The 14,509-nt window shown below is 64.7% G+C and carries 16 protein-coding genes and 1 pseudogene; 8 read left to right on the forward strand and 9 right to left on the reverse strand.

Annotated elements, in window-relative coordinates; translation table 11 throughout:
* Positions 1–15: 15 nt before the first annotated feature.
* Together R0V12_RS05140 and R0V12_RS05145 are read left to right on the forward strand one after the other, a co-directional pair.
* Positions 16–711, forward strand: coding sequence for a CPBP family intramembrane glutamic endopeptidase (locus tag R0V12_RS05140; RefSeq protein ID WP_070361754.1), 696 nt, complete (start codon positions 16–18; stop codon positions 709–711).
* Positions 708–1,970 (forward strand): LCP family glycopolymer transferase, encoded by a 1,263-nt coding sequence (locus R0V12_RS05145; RefSeq protein ID WP_070361753.1) that lies wholly within the window; start codon positions 708–710, stop codon positions 1,968–1,970. The genes R0V12_RS05140 and R0V12_RS05145 overlap by 4 nt, the downstream gene beginning before the upstream one ends.
* A 39-nt stretch (positions 1,971–2,009) precedes the next feature.
* On the opposite strand, the pseudogene R0V12_RS05150 reads toward R0V12_RS05145, so the two are convergent.
* The 3 genes and pseudogenes from R0V12_RS05150 to msrA all read right to left on the reverse strand — a co-directional run bounded on the left by R0V12_RS05150 (position 2,010) and on the right by msrA (position 4,304).
* Positions 2,010–2,914, reverse strand: a pseudogene (locus R0V12_RS05150) (DUF5926 family protein).
* 20 nt (positions 2,915–2,934) lie between these two features.
* Positions 2,935–3,663: a glycerophosphodiester phosphodiesterase family protein gene (locus R0V12_RS05155; protein ID WP_070479694.1), complete on the reverse strand. Its 729-nt coding sequence runs from the start codon at positions 3,661–3,663 to the stop codon at positions 2,935–2,937.
* Positions 3,663–4,304, reverse strand: coding sequence for a peptide-methionine (S)-S-oxide reductase MsrA (msrA, locus tag R0V12_RS05160; RefSeq protein WP_070975654.1), 642 nt, complete (start codon positions 4,302–4,304; stop codon positions 3,663–3,665). The genes R0V12_RS05155 and msrA overlap by 1 nt, the downstream gene beginning before the upstream one ends.
* A gap of 83 nt (positions 4,305–4,387) precedes the next feature.
* On the opposite strand from msrA, the gene R0V12_RS05165 reads away from it, so the two are divergent.
* Entirely contained in the window at positions 4,388–4,990 is a 603-nt protein-coding gene (locus R0V12_RS05165; RefSeq protein WP_070975655.1) for a superoxide dismutase, read from the forward strand.
* A gap of 520 nt (positions 4,991–5,510) precedes the next feature.
* Positions 5,511–6,686, forward strand: coding sequence for an MFS transporter (locus tag R0V12_RS05170; protein WP_070975656.1), 1,176 nt, complete (start codon positions 5,511–5,513; stop codon positions 6,684–6,686).
* Positions 6,687–6,710: 24 nt separating this feature from the next.
* Here the strand turns inward: R0V12_RS05170 and R0V12_RS05175 are convergent, their stop codons facing one another.
* A complete protein-coding gene (locus R0V12_RS05175) occupies positions 6,711–8,189 on the reverse strand; it encodes a TM0106 family RecB-like putative nuclease (RefSeq protein WP_255366127.1) in 1,479 nt (492 codons plus the stop codon).
* An 86-nt stretch (positions 8,190–8,275) separates the two neighbouring features.
* Between R0V12_RS05175 and R0V12_RS05180 the strand changes: the two genes are divergently transcribed.
* Together R0V12_RS05180 and R0V12_RS05185 are read left to right on the forward strand one after the other, a co-directional pair.
* Positions 8,276–8,905 (forward strand): DUF6474 family protein, encoded by a 630-nt coding sequence (locus R0V12_RS05180; RefSeq protein WP_070975658.1) that lies wholly within the window; start codon positions 8,276–8,278, stop codon positions 8,903–8,905.
* 93 nt (positions 8,906–8,998) lie between these two features.
* Entirely contained in the window at positions 8,999–9,319 is a 321-nt protein-coding gene (locus R0V12_RS05185) for a histone-like nucleoid-structuring protein Lsr2 (RefSeq protein WP_070361746.1), read from the forward strand.
* Here the strand turns inward: R0V12_RS05185 and R0V12_RS05190 are convergent.
* A complete protein-coding gene (locus R0V12_RS05190) occupies positions 9,316–9,954 on the reverse strand; it encodes a LuxR C-terminal-related transcriptional regulator (protein WP_070361745.1) in 639 nt (212 codons plus the stop codon). The two genes, R0V12_RS05185 and R0V12_RS05190, sit on opposite strands and share 4 nt — an antisense overlap.
* Entirely contained in the window at positions 9,951–11,213 is a 1,263-nt protein-coding gene (locus R0V12_RS05195) for a sensor histidine kinase (RefSeq protein WP_070975659.1), read from the reverse strand. Before R0V12_RS05195 ends, R0V12_RS05190 begins: the two co-directional genes overlap by 4 nt.
* On the opposite strand from R0V12_RS05195, the gene R0V12_RS05200 reads away from it, so the two are divergent.
* Positions 11,212–11,772: a DUF2020 domain-containing protein gene (locus tag R0V12_RS05200; RefSeq protein WP_083329434.1), complete on the forward strand. Its 561-nt coding sequence runs from the start codon at positions 11,212–11,214 to the stop codon at positions 11,770–11,772. The two genes, R0V12_RS05195 and R0V12_RS05200, sit on opposite strands and share 2 nt — an antisense overlap.
* 4 nt (positions 11,773–11,776) lie before the next feature.
* On the opposite strand, the gene R0V12_RS05205 is transcribed toward R0V12_RS05200, so the two are convergent.
* Complete coding sequence (locus R0V12_RS05205; RefSeq protein ID WP_168156155.1) at positions 11,777–11,929, reverse strand: hypothetical protein; 153 nt, start codon at positions 11,927–11,929, stop codon at positions 11,777–11,779.
* Between the two features lie 3 nt (positions 11,930–11,932).
* Positions 11,933–12,724 carry a class E sortase gene (locus R0V12_RS05210; RefSeq protein ID WP_070975660.1) on the reverse strand — a complete coding sequence of 264 codons (792 nt, stop codon included), beginning with the start codon at positions 12,722–12,724 and terminating at the stop codon, positions 11,933–11,935.
* A 16-nt stretch (positions 12,725–12,740) separates the two neighbouring features.
* On the opposite strand from R0V12_RS05210, the gene yidC reads away from it, so the two are divergent.
* Complete coding sequence (gene yidC / locus R0V12_RS05215; protein WP_070975661.1) at positions 12,741–13,847, forward strand: membrane protein insertase YidC; 1,107 nt, start codon at positions 12,741–12,743, stop codon at positions 13,845–13,847.
* Here yidC and R0V12_RS05220 read toward each other — a convergent pair.
* Positions 13,810–14,442 carry a TetR/AcrR family transcriptional regulator gene (locus tag R0V12_RS05220; protein ID WP_070975662.1) on the reverse strand — a complete coding sequence of 211 codons (633 nt, stop codon included), beginning with the start codon at positions 14,440–14,442 and terminating at the stop codon, positions 13,810–13,812. The two genes, yidC and R0V12_RS05220, sit on opposite strands and share 38 nt — an antisense overlap.
* Positions 14,443–14,509 lie beyond the last annotated feature (67 nt).

Genomic DNA, 14,509 nt, shown 5'->3' on the forward strand with positions numbered 1-14,509 from the left:
GCTACTGTAGCCTGCATGCACACTCGGTACCGCGTCGAAGTCCTCCTTGTGCTGGCCGTCACCTTCGGCGCCAGCGGGCTGCGCGCCGCGCTGCGTCTAGTCGACTCGCTGTTGCAGGCGCCCCTCAACGAGCAATCGACGACGCTCTACTCCCAGGCGAGCTCCATCGGCTGGCTCGACGTGGCGCTCCAGGCGGTCTCAGCCCTTTCGCTTATCGGGTGGGGTGGCCTGGCGTGGTACCTGCTGGGCACCGCGTGGGTTGCGCCGAAGTGGCGCGACTGGCTGCGCGGCGCCGGGTTCGCGGCACTTATCGGCATCCCGGGGCTGGCGCTCTACATCGGGGCGGTGCGCTTCGGCTGGTCCAAGGTAGTCATCCCCACCACCGAGGCTGTCCAGATCCCCACTTCCCTCTTGTGGGCGTTCGCCAACGGGTTCGCCGAAGAAGTCGTGGTGGTGATGTACCTCTGCACCCGGCTGCGGCAGATGCGCTGGTCGGTACCCGCCACGATCGCCGCCTCCGCGATCCTGCGCGGCTCCTACCACCTCTACCAGGGGGTTTCCGCGGGCTTCGGCAACCTCGCGATGGGCGCCGTCTTCGCCTACTACTACCACCGCACCGGCAAAGTCTGGCCACTCATCCTCGCACACTTCCTTATCGACGCCGTCGCTTTTCTCGCCTACCCACTCCTGCCGTCTACACTGTTGCCATGAGTACGCCGCATTCCAACGATCCCCGGGATAACCTCGAGGACTTCGTGCTTGGCAGGGACGGCCAACCGCTCGTGGACCGCTACGGACGCCCCATCCGGAAGCGTCGCCCGCAGCGGGAGCAGCAACGGCCCCCTGCCTGGCAGGAACGGCCAGCCATCCGGCCGGAGCGGCGCGAGCCGCAGGAAACACGACAGTACAACCCGCGCGACTACGAACCGCGCGAATACCGGCCGCGCCAGTACCCGGCGCAGCAACGTCCAGCGCAGCACAGGCCGCCGCAGCAGCGCCCGGAGCGCGAGCACGTCCCGATGCAGGTCACGCAGCGGCCACAGCGACCCCCACGGCAGCGCACGCAGCGGCGGAGGGGGCGTCGAAAAGGTGGCTGCGGCCGTCTGCTCGCCGCCCTCCTCGTGGTGCTGCTCGCCCTCACCTTCCTTGTCGACGCCCGACTCTCCCGCGTCGACGCCCTGCCCGCCGAGCGCATCGCGAACACCTCGGGCACGAACTGGCTGCTCGTCGGGTCCGACTCGCGCACGGGCCTGAGCGAGGAGGACGCGGCGCGCCTCGGCACCGGCGGCGACCTGGGCACCACCCGCACCGACACGATCATGCTGCTGCACCTGCCGCTGTTCGGGAAGGCGACGCTGGTGTCCATCCCGCGCGACTCCTATGTGGCCGTGCCCGGCTACGGGCAGGAAAAGATCAACGCGGCGTTCGCCTACGGCGGCCCGCAGCTGCTCATCCAGACCGTTGAGCAGGCATCCGGCCTGCGGGTGGACCGCTACGCGGAAATCGGCATGGGTGGGTTGGCAAACATCGTCGACGCCGTCGGCGGCGTAGAAATCTGCGTGGCGGAGCCCATCCAGGACCCGCTGGCCAACCTGTTCGTCGAGCCCGGCTGCCAAACGATGGACGGCGCGACCGGCCTTGGGTACGTGCGCACCCGCGCCACCGCCCAGGGCGACCTGGACCGCGTCGGGCGCCAGCGCGAGTTCCTCGGCGCCCTGACCAGCCGCATCCTCTCTCCCGGCGTGCTGCTCAACCCCTTCCGGGCGCTGCCACTGCTGTGGACCGCCCCGGCCATGTTCACCGTGGGCAGCAAGGACCACGTATGGAACCTGGCCCGCATCGGGCTGGCGTTCAGCATGGGTCTGAACACGGAAACCATCCCGGTGGGCGGGTTTATGGACGCGGACGTCGGCAACGTGATCCTGTGGGACGAGGTCGCTGCCGAGCAGCTCTTCTCGTCACTCAGGTAGGCCCCCGAATAGCCCCCGTGTAGCCCGGTCGCCCTCTGTTTAGATGGTGACCTGGCGGGACTTGATGTTGTCCAGCTGCTTGCGCTCGTCGGCGCTGAGCTGGGCCTCGTTCGCGTACTCGGCCTCGATGGCCTTGTTCAGCGCCACCAACGCATCCGCGTAGGACGCAGGCTCCACCGCCGGGTCCAGGTCCCACACCGGGACCACAACACCATGGGTGCGGAACGCGCCAGCGAACTTCGTGCCTTCACCCAGGTTGAGCTCACCGCGCGCCGCGATGCGCGCCAGCGCCGAGAGCATCTGGCTCTCGTTATCCTCGGTGCGCACCCAGCGGATGTGGGCCTTGCCGCCGCCTGGGTTGACCCACCACACGGCGCCCGGCGCGTCCGACTTGACCTCGACGGACGGGATGACGGCGTCGTTCGCGGCCGCCATCGCCTGCTGGATTGCGGCGGAACCTGGGCATCCTCCGGGAACCACCAGGAGAAGTCGTCGTAGGAGGTGACGTCCAAGGCGGCGTCAACCGGGAAGATGTCCTTCAGGGTCGGCTGCTGGCCGTCGGCCGCGGTGGACTGGAGCTGCTCGCCCTCCTTGGCACTCAGCACCCAGTTCAGGGCGTACGCGAGGTCGCGGCCCGGGTTCTGGGAGTGCGCAGCAACCTGCAGCGCGACCAGGCGCTCGCCGCCCTCGCGCACCATCGCCGCGACGGCGCCTGGCAGCACCGTCACCAGCTGCACCGGGGTGTCCTTCACGGTCACCTGCGCGGTTGCGGACGGCACGAACTCCTGCAGCGCCACCAATTCGGCCTCAGCGGCCAGGCCCTCGTACGGGCGCGGGTCCTTCTGCAGCGCCTCGCGCTCAGCGGCGCGGGCAGCGAGTTTCGCCTGGCGGCGGCTCATTCCCTCTGGGAGATTCTCTTGCTTTCTACGGTTCTTTTTAGCCATAGACACACATCGTACAGGCGCTACAGCAGCCCTGCGTACGTCTGCAGCGCCAACTGTGGGTGGTCGGTCGCGATCGCATCGATGCCGTGTTCGGCACACCACCGCATATCCTTCGGGTCGTTGACCGTCCACACGTACGTCGGGCATCCATACTTGCCGATCAGCTCCGGGCGCCGCTGCACATGCGCCAACCCCGGCCCAATCCCGTACGGGCTCGAAAGCATCACGGACTTCGGGTTCCACTTCGCTTCACGCAGCCGGAACAGGTAATACGTGAGCAGGTCCGGCGCCATCCGCGTGAAATACCGCACCGCCTTATGCGAGAAGGAAATGATTGTGACCTGCTCCGAATCCAGCATGCCCGCGTACGCCAGCGCCCGAAATGTCGCCTCGTCCACCTCGGGGCCGTAGCGCGTCGGGTGCTTCGTCTCAATATAGAGGTGCTTGTCCGGGTAGTCCTGCAGCAGCTCGAGCAGCTCTTCGAGCAGCATCACCTGCTGCGGGCACTCCTTCGTGCCGCAGTTCAGCTCGCGCAGGTCGCAGAAGTCCATCGTGGACACGCGCCCCATCCCGTCCGTCGTGCGGTCCACCAGGCCGTCATGGAACACCACCAGCCGCCCGTCGCGCGTCAGCCGCACATCGCACTCCACGCCGTGAATCGGCAGCTTCAGGCCCGCCTCGAACGCCAGGTGCGTCGACTCCGGGTACATCGCCGAGAATCCACGATGCGCCACAATCTTCGGCAACATTAGATTCCACACTCCACGCCGGTCGAGTGGTGCGGGCAGTACCCGTTCGGCACCTTGTGCAGATACTGCTGGTGCTCATCCTCCGCCAAGTAATAATCGACGCCCCACCCCACCTCAGTCGTAATTGGGGCAAAGCCGGCGTCGACAAGCTGCTCACCGTAGTGCGCAACCCACCCTTTGATGTCCTGCGCCTCGTGCTCCGTGTCGGTGAAGAACGCCGAGCGGTACTGCGTCCCCACATCATTGCCCTGACGGAAACCCTGCGTCGGGTCGTGCGCCTCAAGCGCCGCACGCACCAACTCCTTCAACGAGACGCGCTCCGGGTCGTAGACCACCTCCACCAGCTCAACGTGGTTCGTCTGCCCACTGCACACCTCCCGATACGTCGGGTTCGGCGTCACGCCCCCGCCATACCCAACCGACGTCGACTCCACCCCCTCCATCTGCCAAAACATCTTCTCAGCACCCCAAAAACACCCAATACCCACCAGCAAGCGGCGCTGGCCCTCGCGCCACGGACCAGTAATCGGCGTCCCCAACACAGCATGCGGACGCGGATGCGCCAACACCGGCTCATCACGGCCAGGCAACGTGCGATCTTCAGGAACCAGCTTCGGCGTCGGTGCAAACAAGAAACCCATAAAAATCAGCGTACGCCATTGCGGGAATGTGATTCTTGTCTATTATGGGGCACGTCACCAACCCCAAACGAAAGGAACTGACAATGGCTGTTTACGAACTTCCAGAGCTCCCATACGCATACGACGCACTCGAGCCACATATCTCGGCCGAGATTATGGAGCTGCACCACGACAAGCACCACGCGAACTACGTCGCTGGCGCAAACGCCGCACTCGAGGCCCTCGAGGCAGAGCGCAACGGCGACGCCAACCCGGACAAGCTGCGTGCACTGTCCAAGAACCTGGCATTTAACCTGGGTGGCCACACCAACCACTCCATCTTCTGGAAGAACATGGCACCGAACGCAGGCGGCGCACCAACCGGCGCAATCGCCGAGGCAATTGACCGCGACTTCGGTTCCTTCGAGAAGTTCCAGGCACACTTCTCCGGTGTTGCAACAAGCCTGCACGGCTCCGGCTGGGCAGTCCTGGGTTACGACCACATCGCAGGCCGCCTCATCATCGAGCAGCTCACCGACCAGCAGGGCAACATCTCCGTTGACTTCACCCCACTGCTGATGCTCGACATGTGGGAGCACGCCTTCTACCTGCAGTACAAGAACGTCAAGGGCGATTACGTCAAGGCTTGGTGGAACGTTGTCAACTGGGACGACGTCAACGATCGCTTCGCAGCGGCTTCCAAGTAAGTCGGTATAGACAACGCCATGTAATTCTGTTAGATTAAAGGCGCTCTCGCGAGGAGCGCTTTACATGGCCACCCGCCGTGTTTCATACAGGGGTATGAAACACGGCGGGTTTTATCTGTATTCACGACGAGTCCGTTGAAGGAACCAGGACCCACTAGGAATATTAGGGTAGGCTAACCTGCCATGCAAGAGGGGGTAGGGAGCGGGGTTAACCGGGCCTGTTCCCTGTTTCGGCAGTTCTGCGTTCCGGTCGACCTGCTCCGGTCGACCGATGCAGGTCACGGCGTTTTCGGTCATTTTGGTACGTTTTTGTCGATTTTGCGCTGACCAGGGTTGGTCGACCGAAAGAGGTCGACGGGAGCGGTTTTCGGGTGGCCGTCTCACGACCTGCGCACCACATTCCACCACGCACACAAACCGACATGGGCTTTTACAAATCCGTCCACCAAAACCAGGAATGTGGTGCATGCATCCTGAACGCTCCTTGAGGTCCCCGCCACAAAGTGCCAGGATATGGAGCATGAAGAAAGGGAGCCCGGAGTATCGTCGCGCAACGATTGCGATGCTGCTCGCCGGGCTCGGAATCTTTAACGCCCTCTACGCCACCCAGGCCCTGCTCCCCACCCTGGCGGAGGCGTTCGACGCTTCCCCGTCCACGACGGCGCTGACGGTGTCGGCGGCGACGGGCGGGTTGGCGCTGTGTGTGGTGCCGGCGTCGATACTTTCGGAGAAGTATGGGCGCGGACGCGTGCTGATCGTGTCAGCGCTGGTGGCAACGGGCATTGGCCTGTTGTTGCCGCTGGCGCAGTCGATGGAACAGCTGGTGCTACTGCGAGCCCTGCAAGGCATCGCGATTGCAGGCACCCCGGCCGTTGCGATGACCTGGCTCTCCGAGGAGCTCGACGCCAAGGACCTGCCCGGCGCGATGGGCTTGTACATCGCCGGCAACACAATCGGCGGGCTGACGGGTAGGTTGATCCCGACGGGTTTGCTGGCGGTCACGTCGTGGCGGTGGGCGCTCGCAGCCAGTAGCGTGACGGCACTTGCACTGGCGATTGCAACGGCGATCCTGCTCCCTGCGCAGCGGAACTTCACGCCGAAGGCGAAGCTGCGGCCGGGTAATGAGTTCCGCGCGATGGTTCGGCACGCGAGGAACCCGCGGATTCTGGCGCTATGTGCGACGGCGTTCATCGGGATGGGCGTGTTCGTCTCCCTGTACAACTACCTGGGGTTCCGCGCGATTGACTACTTTGGCCTGCCGCCGTCGCTGGTGGGGCTGGCGTTTTTGCTGTACCTGTCGGGGACGTGGTCTGCGTCGCGTGCGGGTGCGCTGGTGAGCAAGTACGGTCGCGGGCACGTGGTGATTGGGGGCGCGTCGCTCATGGTGGTGGGCCTGATACTGGCAGCGATACCGAACCTGGTGGCGCTGCTGGCCGGTCTGCTGGTGTTTACGGCGAGCTTCTTCGCGATGCACTCGACGGCCTCTGCGTGGGTGGGCATCATCGCGGAGCGTGACCGGGCGGAGGCGTCCAGCATGTACGTGTTCTGGTACTACATGGGGTCGTCGATGGTGGGGGCGGCGTCGGGCTGGGTGTACGAGCTGCTGCCGTGGGCCGGGTTCACGATGGTGCTGGCCTGCCTCGTTGTGGTGCTGGTGCTGATTACCGCGGCAGTGGCCCGCAACACCAGGCGTTAAAACACCAGGCGCTAAACCCCAAAGCTAGAGCAAAGGGATGCCGGGGGCGTCGGCGGCAAGGAATTCGCGGACGGCACGGGTGGCCCGGCAGTCGTCTTCGTTGTACTGCAGTAGGGTCTGTTTTGCGTCCTCGTCGCCGCGGACGGCGGCGAAGCGGCGGTCGATGGAGGCTTCGCCGTCCATGTCGTCGTCCTCCCAGTGGAAGCCGACGATGGGCCCGAGCACCTTCAGCCCCAGCCCGTCGGTACCGACGAGGTGCTTGCGCACCGCCGCGAACACGTCGACCCACTCGTCGGAGGCGATGAACTCCTGGACTTCCTTGGCGTCGATGCTGGCGAAGCGCTGCGCGGACATGCGCAGCCAGTGGTTTTCGCCGGCGGCGGCGTAGCAGTAGGCGGCAAACGTTTTGCCATCTGCGTGGGCTTGGGCGCGCTGGTCGAGGAGCCAGCGCCAGAACGCACCGAAGTTGGCTTCCTCCGCGTCGCCGCCGACTTCCTCCCACGTCACGAACGGCCGGTAGCGCTCGCCGTCGAAGGTGCCCCACAGGTAGGCGCCTTGGTCCATGTAGGACTCCATGTCGATGTCGATCTCGACGTCCGCGCGGCGAATACCGATCGGTCCCGGTCTCCTGAGCAGGGGTATCCCGGCGCGCCAGGCTTCGGCGATGCGGGAAGGTTCGCCGAGCTGGGCGTCGATAAGCTGTTGGACCGTCGTGATGCCCTGGGCGCGGAAGCGGTCACCCTTGCCACCGGGCAGCACCAGCGAGATGTCGTCGCGCGCCTCGAGCTCAGGCAGGCACAGCGGCCAGAACCTGCAGGTGGCGCACTGTTTGTAGCGGGTTGGGTGCTCGGGCGTGGGCTCAGCGAGCGCGAGCAGCAGCGGCGCGACATACTTTTCGACGTCCACTCCGTACGCCAGCGACCTATCCTGCCCAATGACGCCGCCGCGGCCCGCGGAACGCTCCCCGAGTAGGAGGTGCGCCATGGCTAGCCGGTAGCCGTCGATGGTGTGGTGGCGGTACTTGCCCGCTACCCGCAGTGGTGCCCCCAGCCCGAGGCGCCCAACCGGCACGGCCTGCAGCGTCGAGGTCGGGTGCGTGCGCGCGACTCTGTGGTTCGAGATGATCACTGGCACGTACCCGTCGGCCGTGCGCACCAGGATGTCGACGTCCACCTCGACCGCCACCCCGGCGATGTCCCCATGGAGCGTCGCCCGCGTGATCAGGTGGGTGCCGCGGCGCATCAAGTCGAAGACGCCCTCGGTGGTGGCGTCCGCGGCGTCGGCGCGGGTGAAGAGGCGGCGCCGGCCGTCGCCAAGCGCTGGCTTGGTAGGCAGCTGGGCGAGTACCGCCTCCTGCACCGCGATGCGCTGCGGCATGTGCGCCTCGGCCTCCTCGCGCGACGGGTAGTCCGGGAACTGGCACCTCCGGCGGAACCGGAAGCGGCACCCCACAAGATCCGACGGCCGCATGCGTGTGCCATCCTGCTGCTTCGACGTACTCACAATGGGCAATACTCTACTAGGCGCAGTGGAGAAACAGGTAAGGTTGGTGTCCAAACGAACGCTGAAGCGTAAAGGAGTTAACTCGCATGGGACTGTTCAAATCCATCCGGAAAGCACGCACGAAGGCCAAGGCTGAGATTAAGGCCGCGCAGGCGCACGCCCGCAAGCTTGCCAAGGAGGAGGCGAAGCAGGACTTCCGCACCGCAAAGCTGCTGGACAAGGCCGAGAAGCGCCTGCTGAAGGCAGAGAAGCAGGGCCTGAAGCAGAAGCGCAAGCACGAGGAGCGGCTAGCGAAGGCACATCTGCAGCGCATTGAGGAGTCCGGCATTACGAAGAAGAAAGCCAAGCAGTGGCTCGGCGCGACCCGTCTGCTCCTGCCGGTGCTGTTGCCGCTGTTCTACAAGGGCTGGACGTCCTACCAGCAAAAGCAGGTGCAGCAGCGCGCGCAGAGCGTCGGCCTGTCCTCCCAGGAAGTCTCGCGCTTTTCTGAGAGCGGCGGGCAGCTGAAGTCGCGCGTCGACGCCCTCGAGGGCCAGGTCAAGACCGCCGAGCTGCCGAAGGGCTTCGCCACCGACGCGAAGGTCCGCCTCGCGGAGCTGCAGACCGCGGTGGAAAACGCCGAGCACATGAACCCGGTACAGCAGCGCCTGGCTCACAACTCTATTGATGAAGACCTGCAGAAACTGTCCGCGGAAGTGCAGAAGAAACTTAATTAGTATTATCGGCCAAAGTATTTGCTAGACTTCCTCCAAACGCGAACACTACTCCCAAGTATCGCTCTTGGGAGTACCGGAGAAAGGACAGCCTTCATGGCCCGGCAAAATATCACCCAGTTTTTCGACGACCTGGACCACACGCCCCTGCACGAGGCGGATGTTCGCGTGATCCGCTTCGGGCTACAGGGGAAGAATTACGTGCTGGACCTCAAGCCGGAGAACGCAGAGCGCTTCCTGGCGCAGCTCAAGCCGTACGTCGAAGCAGCCAGGGAGGCGTGCGACGCGACCGATCGGGCCCTTGACCCCGCCGAGATCCGCCGTTGGGCGCAGACCGAAGGCCTGCCCATTGCCAACCGCGGCAAGATCCCCCTTGGCATCGTGGAAGCATTCCACGAAGCCCACCCCTACTACTAGAGCACGCCCTGCTCGCGCGCCGACGCCACGGCGGAAGTACGGGAACGCACACCCAGCTTGTCGTAAATGTGCACGAGGTGGGACTTCACGGTCGCCTCTGAAAGCATGAGCTCCGTGCCAATCTCCCTATTCGACGACCCCGCCGCCACCAACTGCAGCACCTCCAGCTCACGCGGCGTGAGCGAGGAGCGCGGAGTGCGGTCGCGCGTCTCGAGGCGCTCGCGCACCACCGGGGACATGGTGGCGTCGCCACGCGCGGTGGAGCGCACCGCGGCGACGAGCTCCTCCGGCGGGGCGTCCTTCAGCAGGTAGCCGACGGCTCCGGCCTCGATCGCGCCGAGGATGTCGGCGTCGGTGTCGTAGTTGGTCACCATGAGCACCTTCGGCGGGTTCGTCATCGAGGCGATGATCTGCGCCGTTGCCTGCGCGCCCGTGGTCACGCGGGTGCCCTCGACGCCCGCGCCGAAGCGGAGGTCCATCAAAATCACGTCGATGCCACCGGCCTGCGCCATCGCGATCGCGCCCTCAGCTGTGGCAACTTCGCCGACGACCATAATGTCTTCGGCCTCCTCGAGCACGGCCCGAAGCCCCAGCCGGACGATCTCATGGTCATCAGCCAGCAACACACGAATCATGAAGTTTTCCTCTCCACCTGGTCAGTCTTTTGCTTGATACTACTCGGTACCGCCACAGAAAGTGCTGTCGGCCCGCCGGGCTGGGACTCAATTGCCAGCTCACCGCCCAATTCCTCGGCCCGAGAACGCATCGCATCGAGACCCAAATGGCCTAACCCTGAGGGCTTTTTGGCCTGGCTCGCTACGTCGAAGCCCTTGCCGTTGTCCACCGCATCAAGGCGGACCTCGTCATCCCCAAACGTCAGCGTGATGCGCATGCGGCTCGCCTCGGAGTGCTTCACCGCGTTCGACACCGCGCCCTGCGTAATACGCAGCAGGCCGGCCTCGATGCGCATCGGCAGCTGCTGCGGCTCACCGTCGACCTCCACCTCGATGTCCATGTCGCCCGTCGTACCGAAGTCCGCCGCGATGCGGCGCAGCGCCTCCTCCAGCGACGTCGTGCTCAGCGGCGCCGGCGTCAGCGCCGCAATAATCGCACGGGTCTCCGCCAAGTTTCTCGACGCCGCCCTACGTGCCGTCTCCATCCTCTTCAACGGCGCCGCCAGCTCTTCCTCCGAAAGGTCCGTGGCCAACAGGTCGCGCTCCGCGGCGTGCAGCAGCATCTGGATCGAGGACAGGTTCTGCGCCACCGTGTCGTGAATCTCGTGCGCGAGCCGTTCCCGCTCCTGCGCCACACCGGCTGCGCGCTCCGTAGTTGCTAGCTGTTCGCGTGTCTCCAGTAACTCGTTGATGAGCTCGGCGCGCTCGTCGCTCACCTTCGTAATCGTGGTGAAGGCATAGTTGATCGCCAGGACCACCACCGCCGACAGCGCCGGCCCCAACACGCTGCCCAGCGTGAGATGATCCGGCAGCTGTACCAGCACCGTGATCACAAGCCCAGCAGCCACCCCGGCAATACCTCGCCAGTCGTTGAACGCGCGCATGTAGACGAAGAACAGGGTGAACACCCAGTACATCGCCACCACGGAGATCGTCGTGTCCAGCATCCACACGCCGGTGAGCCCCACGAGCCACAGCACGCGGCCCGGGGTTGCCCAGTAGTGCATCTCTGTCATCCCGTAGAACAGGAGGAAGGAAAACGTCGTCACCAGAGTGATGTGCAGCAGCGCCTCATCCAGCGACATCCGCGCCAGCGCCGCCAGCGACACCAACACTAACGACACCGACAACACCGTGATACCGATATCCAAGGAGCGGTTTACCGGCACCTCAGTGGTTTCGCCGGGGCCCGGCGACAACACAGCTAATCTGGAACCCATGCGTTTGACACTACCCACCCTCGCAGCAGTCATGGCATTCGGCGTCCTCGCCGGGTGCGCCGCCCCCGACCCGGATCCGGCGCCCGCGGGCGAAGGGGGCGTCGAGAAGCAACAAGCCGCCCTGCCTCTCGACGCCCTGCCCGCCACCGACCGCAACGCGTGGCAGCCCTGCCCATACCTCGACACCGACTGGGTCGCCGACGCCAACGGCCAGCGCGTCACCGGCGTAGGTATCGACGCCCGCTTCGACCCCCCAGCCTGCCAGTTCTGGTCCTACCCGCCCGAGCCTCAGCTGACCGTCATCGTGCGGCACATGGACAGCCCCGAGGACGCCATGGCCGTTGTCGACTGGGCAACACCCATCGACTACACCGAACCCGCCAACCAGCCAGCCGGGTGGAACGGCGGACGCCACGGCGGCGGGGCCGTACCCAACAGGATCGGCGCCGCCTACTCCGTGGCCAAGAGCAACACGGCCGTGACCGTGTTCACCAACCAGGACGAGTCCATCAAGGCGCAGCTCGTCGCCGAGGAGACCATCAAGAACCTGCAGCTCTAGGGCGTTACACTGCAACGTCGTTGTAGGGCATCTGCGCCGACACCCACGGAAACACCACTTCCATCAGCAGGAAGAACACGGCCACCGCGATCACGATCGCGAGCAGCCACTTCACCGGCGTAGGCCCCGGCAGCATCCGCCAAAGTGCTCCATACATTGTCTATCTCACCTCCGACATCGCCTGCGGCAGCGTTTGCTCGCCCGGTGTTTTCGCCAGCACCTCAGTCTGCACGGCGTGGATGATCATGCGCTCCGCGTTCGAAAACTGCGGGTGGCACGTGGTCAGCGTGATCATGCCCAGCATGTCCGGGCGCACCTCAATGGAGGGCTGCTCCGGGATCGGGTTGATCACGTTCACGTCTCCCGGCAGCGTAATGTGCCTGCCCACCACGTTGCGGTACTCGCCCGTCGCGATCGGCTCGTTGATCTCGGCTGGCACGCAGCCCGCCGCCACGTCCCGGCGTTCCTGCGGATCCAGGCCCATCGGCAGCACGCGGTACGTCACCCAGGAATCCTGCGTCTCCACCACGATGGCGTCGCAGCTGTTCAGCGCCCCAAGGTCATTGAACGGCGCGCCCTTGCCCACGCGGTGCCCCGCCACCGCGAAGTTGCCCGGCTCGCCCGGCATCTGCGTGTCCGGGTAGCGGCCCGGACCCACCAACAACTCGTTCTCGTCGGTGCCCTCGATGATGGCGAACTGGTAGTCCGACCCGAACGCAGGGATGTACATGCGCGCGAATGCGTCGCCAAGCTGTGGCGTGCGCAGCTGGCGCGGGTTCTTCCACTGCTCCGACAACGTGTCCTGCGCTTCGTTCTGCATCTTGCCGGAAGCGATATTCGTCCAATAGGACTCGTAAAAGGCGAACAGCAACAACAACGCCCCGATGGTCAGCAGCACCTCGCCGAACACCTGGGAGGCGCGCACCTTGCGTCTGGGTTGTTGGTAAACCATGGCCTAACATTAGCGAATGATGGAAATCCTCGTCTATCCCGTGTCCGCCGTGCTGCAGTTCTGGCACTGGCTCCTCGCCGACGTCCTCGGCGCCCCCGTCTCTGGCGCCTGGATCGCATCCATCATCCTGCTGGTCATCACAGTGCGCGGCGCCATCGCACCGTTTTCCTGGAAGACGTACAAGGTAGGCCGCACCAGCTACATGATGCGGCCACACATGAAAGCCATCGCGGACCGCTACGGCAGCTCCACCGCACTCGAGGACATCGAGGCGGAGCGCGAAGCCATCAAGAAACTCCGCAGCGAGCACGGCTACAACCCGCTCGCCGGCTGCGTTCCCGCCATGATCCAGCTGCCGTTTTTCTTCGGCCTGTACCGCCTGCTGTACTGGCTCGCCGTCCCCGACGTCGGCGACGCCCACCGGATCGGCCTGCTCACCCCAGACGAGATCGAAAGCTTCCGCAACACCACGCTTTTCGACGTCCCCCTCCCCGCCTACGTCTCCATGACACCAGAGCAGTTTGCCTCCCTCGGCACTACGGTCGACGCCGTTCGCGGCCTGGCCATACCGATGCTCATCGCCGCCATCTGTTTCACCAGCATCAACCTGCTGCTCTCCCAGATCCGCAACCGCACCACCCTCGAGTGGGAAAACGCGTTCACCCGCGGCAGCTACCGGTTTCTGTACTGGATGATCCCCTTCATCGCACTGTCCCTGACCACGGCGGGACTGCTCGGCCTCGTGCCGATCGCGCTACTGCTGTACTGGGTAGTCAACAACTTCTGGACCGCCTCACAGACCGTTCTGCTCTGGGCGTTGCTTGTAAAGCGTTTCCCCTCCGAAGAGATTCACCGCAACCATGTACGCGAGGCGCGCGAAGCGTACGTCGAAAAGAAGCGGGAGAAGCGCGAGCGCAAGCGGACCTGGCGCCGCAAGAAGGCTGGCGCGCTCGTGCGACCGACGACCATCCCAGCGGTTCGCCGCGACATCCGCGCAGAAAAATCCGCCCTAGCCGAGGCCAAGCGCGACGAGAAGCGCGCCAAAAAGGCAATCGAGAAAGAGCGGTCGAAAGTGCAGCGGGAGGCTAAATCGAATAGTCAGCAGGAGGAGTCCCAAGCGTAGCTTTCGCCAGCGTACGGGCAGTTTCCAGCGGCGCGGTATCGCGCACAAAGCGGGCTCCCGCCAGGCCGCCGTCGAGGAAGATCAAAAGCTCATTCGTCTGCGAGGCCGAGTTGTAGCCGTTCTTCACGCTGAGCAGGTGCGTAATCGTGTCGTACATCCACTGGCGGTGCTTCTTACACGCCGCAACGATGCGTTCCTCCGACTCCGTGTCCGGGCGCGGATACTCGTTCGCCGCGTTCAGGAACGGCGAGCCACGGAATTCCCGGTCTGGCTCCTCCTCAATCGCCATGTCGAAGAACGCCAGCACCTTGCCGTCCGCGTCGTAGACATGCTCGGTGCGCTCCGCCCAACGCTGCCGGTACTCCTCGTCCAGCCGCTCAATGTACGCGATGACCAGGTTGTCTTTCGACCCAAGCAGGGAGTACAACGACGCCTTCGCGACGTCCGCCTCCCTCAAAATACGGTCAATACCGATGACGCGGATGCCTTCTTCTTGGAAGAGTTTCGTGGCGGCGTCCAGCAGCCGCTGCCGGGGGCTGGGACGATTCCGCCTCCTGGAAGCACTCTTTGCCTTGCTGGTTGTACCGCTGCTCACGCGACTGCTCCTCCAAAATCTCTAGTAGACAAACCAGTACGTTCACCATACCGCGTACCGTAGTTTC

Origin of the sequence: Corynebacterium sp. UMB2355A (genome assembly GCF_033877495.1) — a bacterium.
GTDB lineage: Bacteria > Actinomycetota > Actinomycetes > Mycobacteriales > Mycobacteriaceae > Corynebacterium > Corynebacterium pseudogenitalium.

Bases quoted from the DNA above. Each gene is read 5' to 3' on its own strand.
- R0V12_RS05185 (WP_070361746.1), top strand. From the start codon at position 8,999: ATGGCCCGGCAAAATATCACCCAGTTTTTCGACGACCTGGACCACACG.
- R0V12_RS05210 (WP_070975660.1), bottom strand. From the start codon at position 12,724: ATGGTTTACCAACAACCCAGACGCAAGGTGCGCGCCTCCCAGGTGTTC.
- yidC (WP_070975661.1), top strand. From the start codon at position 12,741: ATGATGGAAATCCTCGTCTATCCCGTGTCCGCCGTGCTGCAGTTCTGG.
- msrA (WP_070975654.1), bottom strand. From the start codon at position 4,304: ATGGGTTTCTTGTTTGCACCGACGCCGAAGCTGGTTCCTGAAGATCGC.
- R0V12_RS05140 (WP_070361754.1), top strand. From the start codon at position 16: ATGCACACTCGGTACCGCGTCGAAGTCCTCCTTGTGCTGGCCGTCACC.
- R0V12_RS05170 (WP_070975656.1), top strand. From the start codon at position 5,511: ATGAAGAAAGGGAGCCCGGAGTATCGTCGCGCAACGATTGCGATGCTG.
- R0V12_RS05195 (WP_070975659.1), bottom strand. From the start codon at position 11,213: ATGGGTTCCAGATTAGCTGTGTTGTCGCCGGGCCCCGGCGAAACCACT.
- R0V12_RS05180 (WP_070975658.1), top strand. From the start codon at position 8,276: ATGGGACTGTTCAAATCCATCCGGAAAGCACGCACGAAGGCCAAGGCT.
- R0V12_RS05165 (WP_070975655.1), top strand. From the start codon at position 4,388: ATGGCTGTTTACGAACTTCCAGAGCTCCCATACGCATACGACGCACTC.
- R0V12_RS05200 (WP_083329434.1), top strand. From the start codon at position 11,212: ATGCGTTTGACACTACCCACCCTCGCAGCAGTCATGGCATTCGGCGTC.
- R0V12_RS05155 (WP_070479694.1), bottom strand. From the start codon at position 3,663: ATGTTGCCGAAGATTGTGGCGCATCGTGGATTCTCGGCGATGTACCCG.
- R0V12_RS05190 (WP_070361745.1), bottom strand. From the start codon at position 9,954: ATGATTCGTGTGTTGCTGGCTGATGACCATGAGATCGTCCGGCTGGGG.
- R0V12_RS05205 (WP_168156155.1), bottom strand. From the start codon at position 11,929: ATGTATGGAGCACTTTGGCGGATGCTGCCGGGGCCTACGCCGGTGAAG.
- R0V12_RS05145 (WP_070361753.1), top strand. From the start codon at position 708: ATGAGTACGCCGCATTCCAACGATCCCCGGGATAACCTCGAGGACTTC.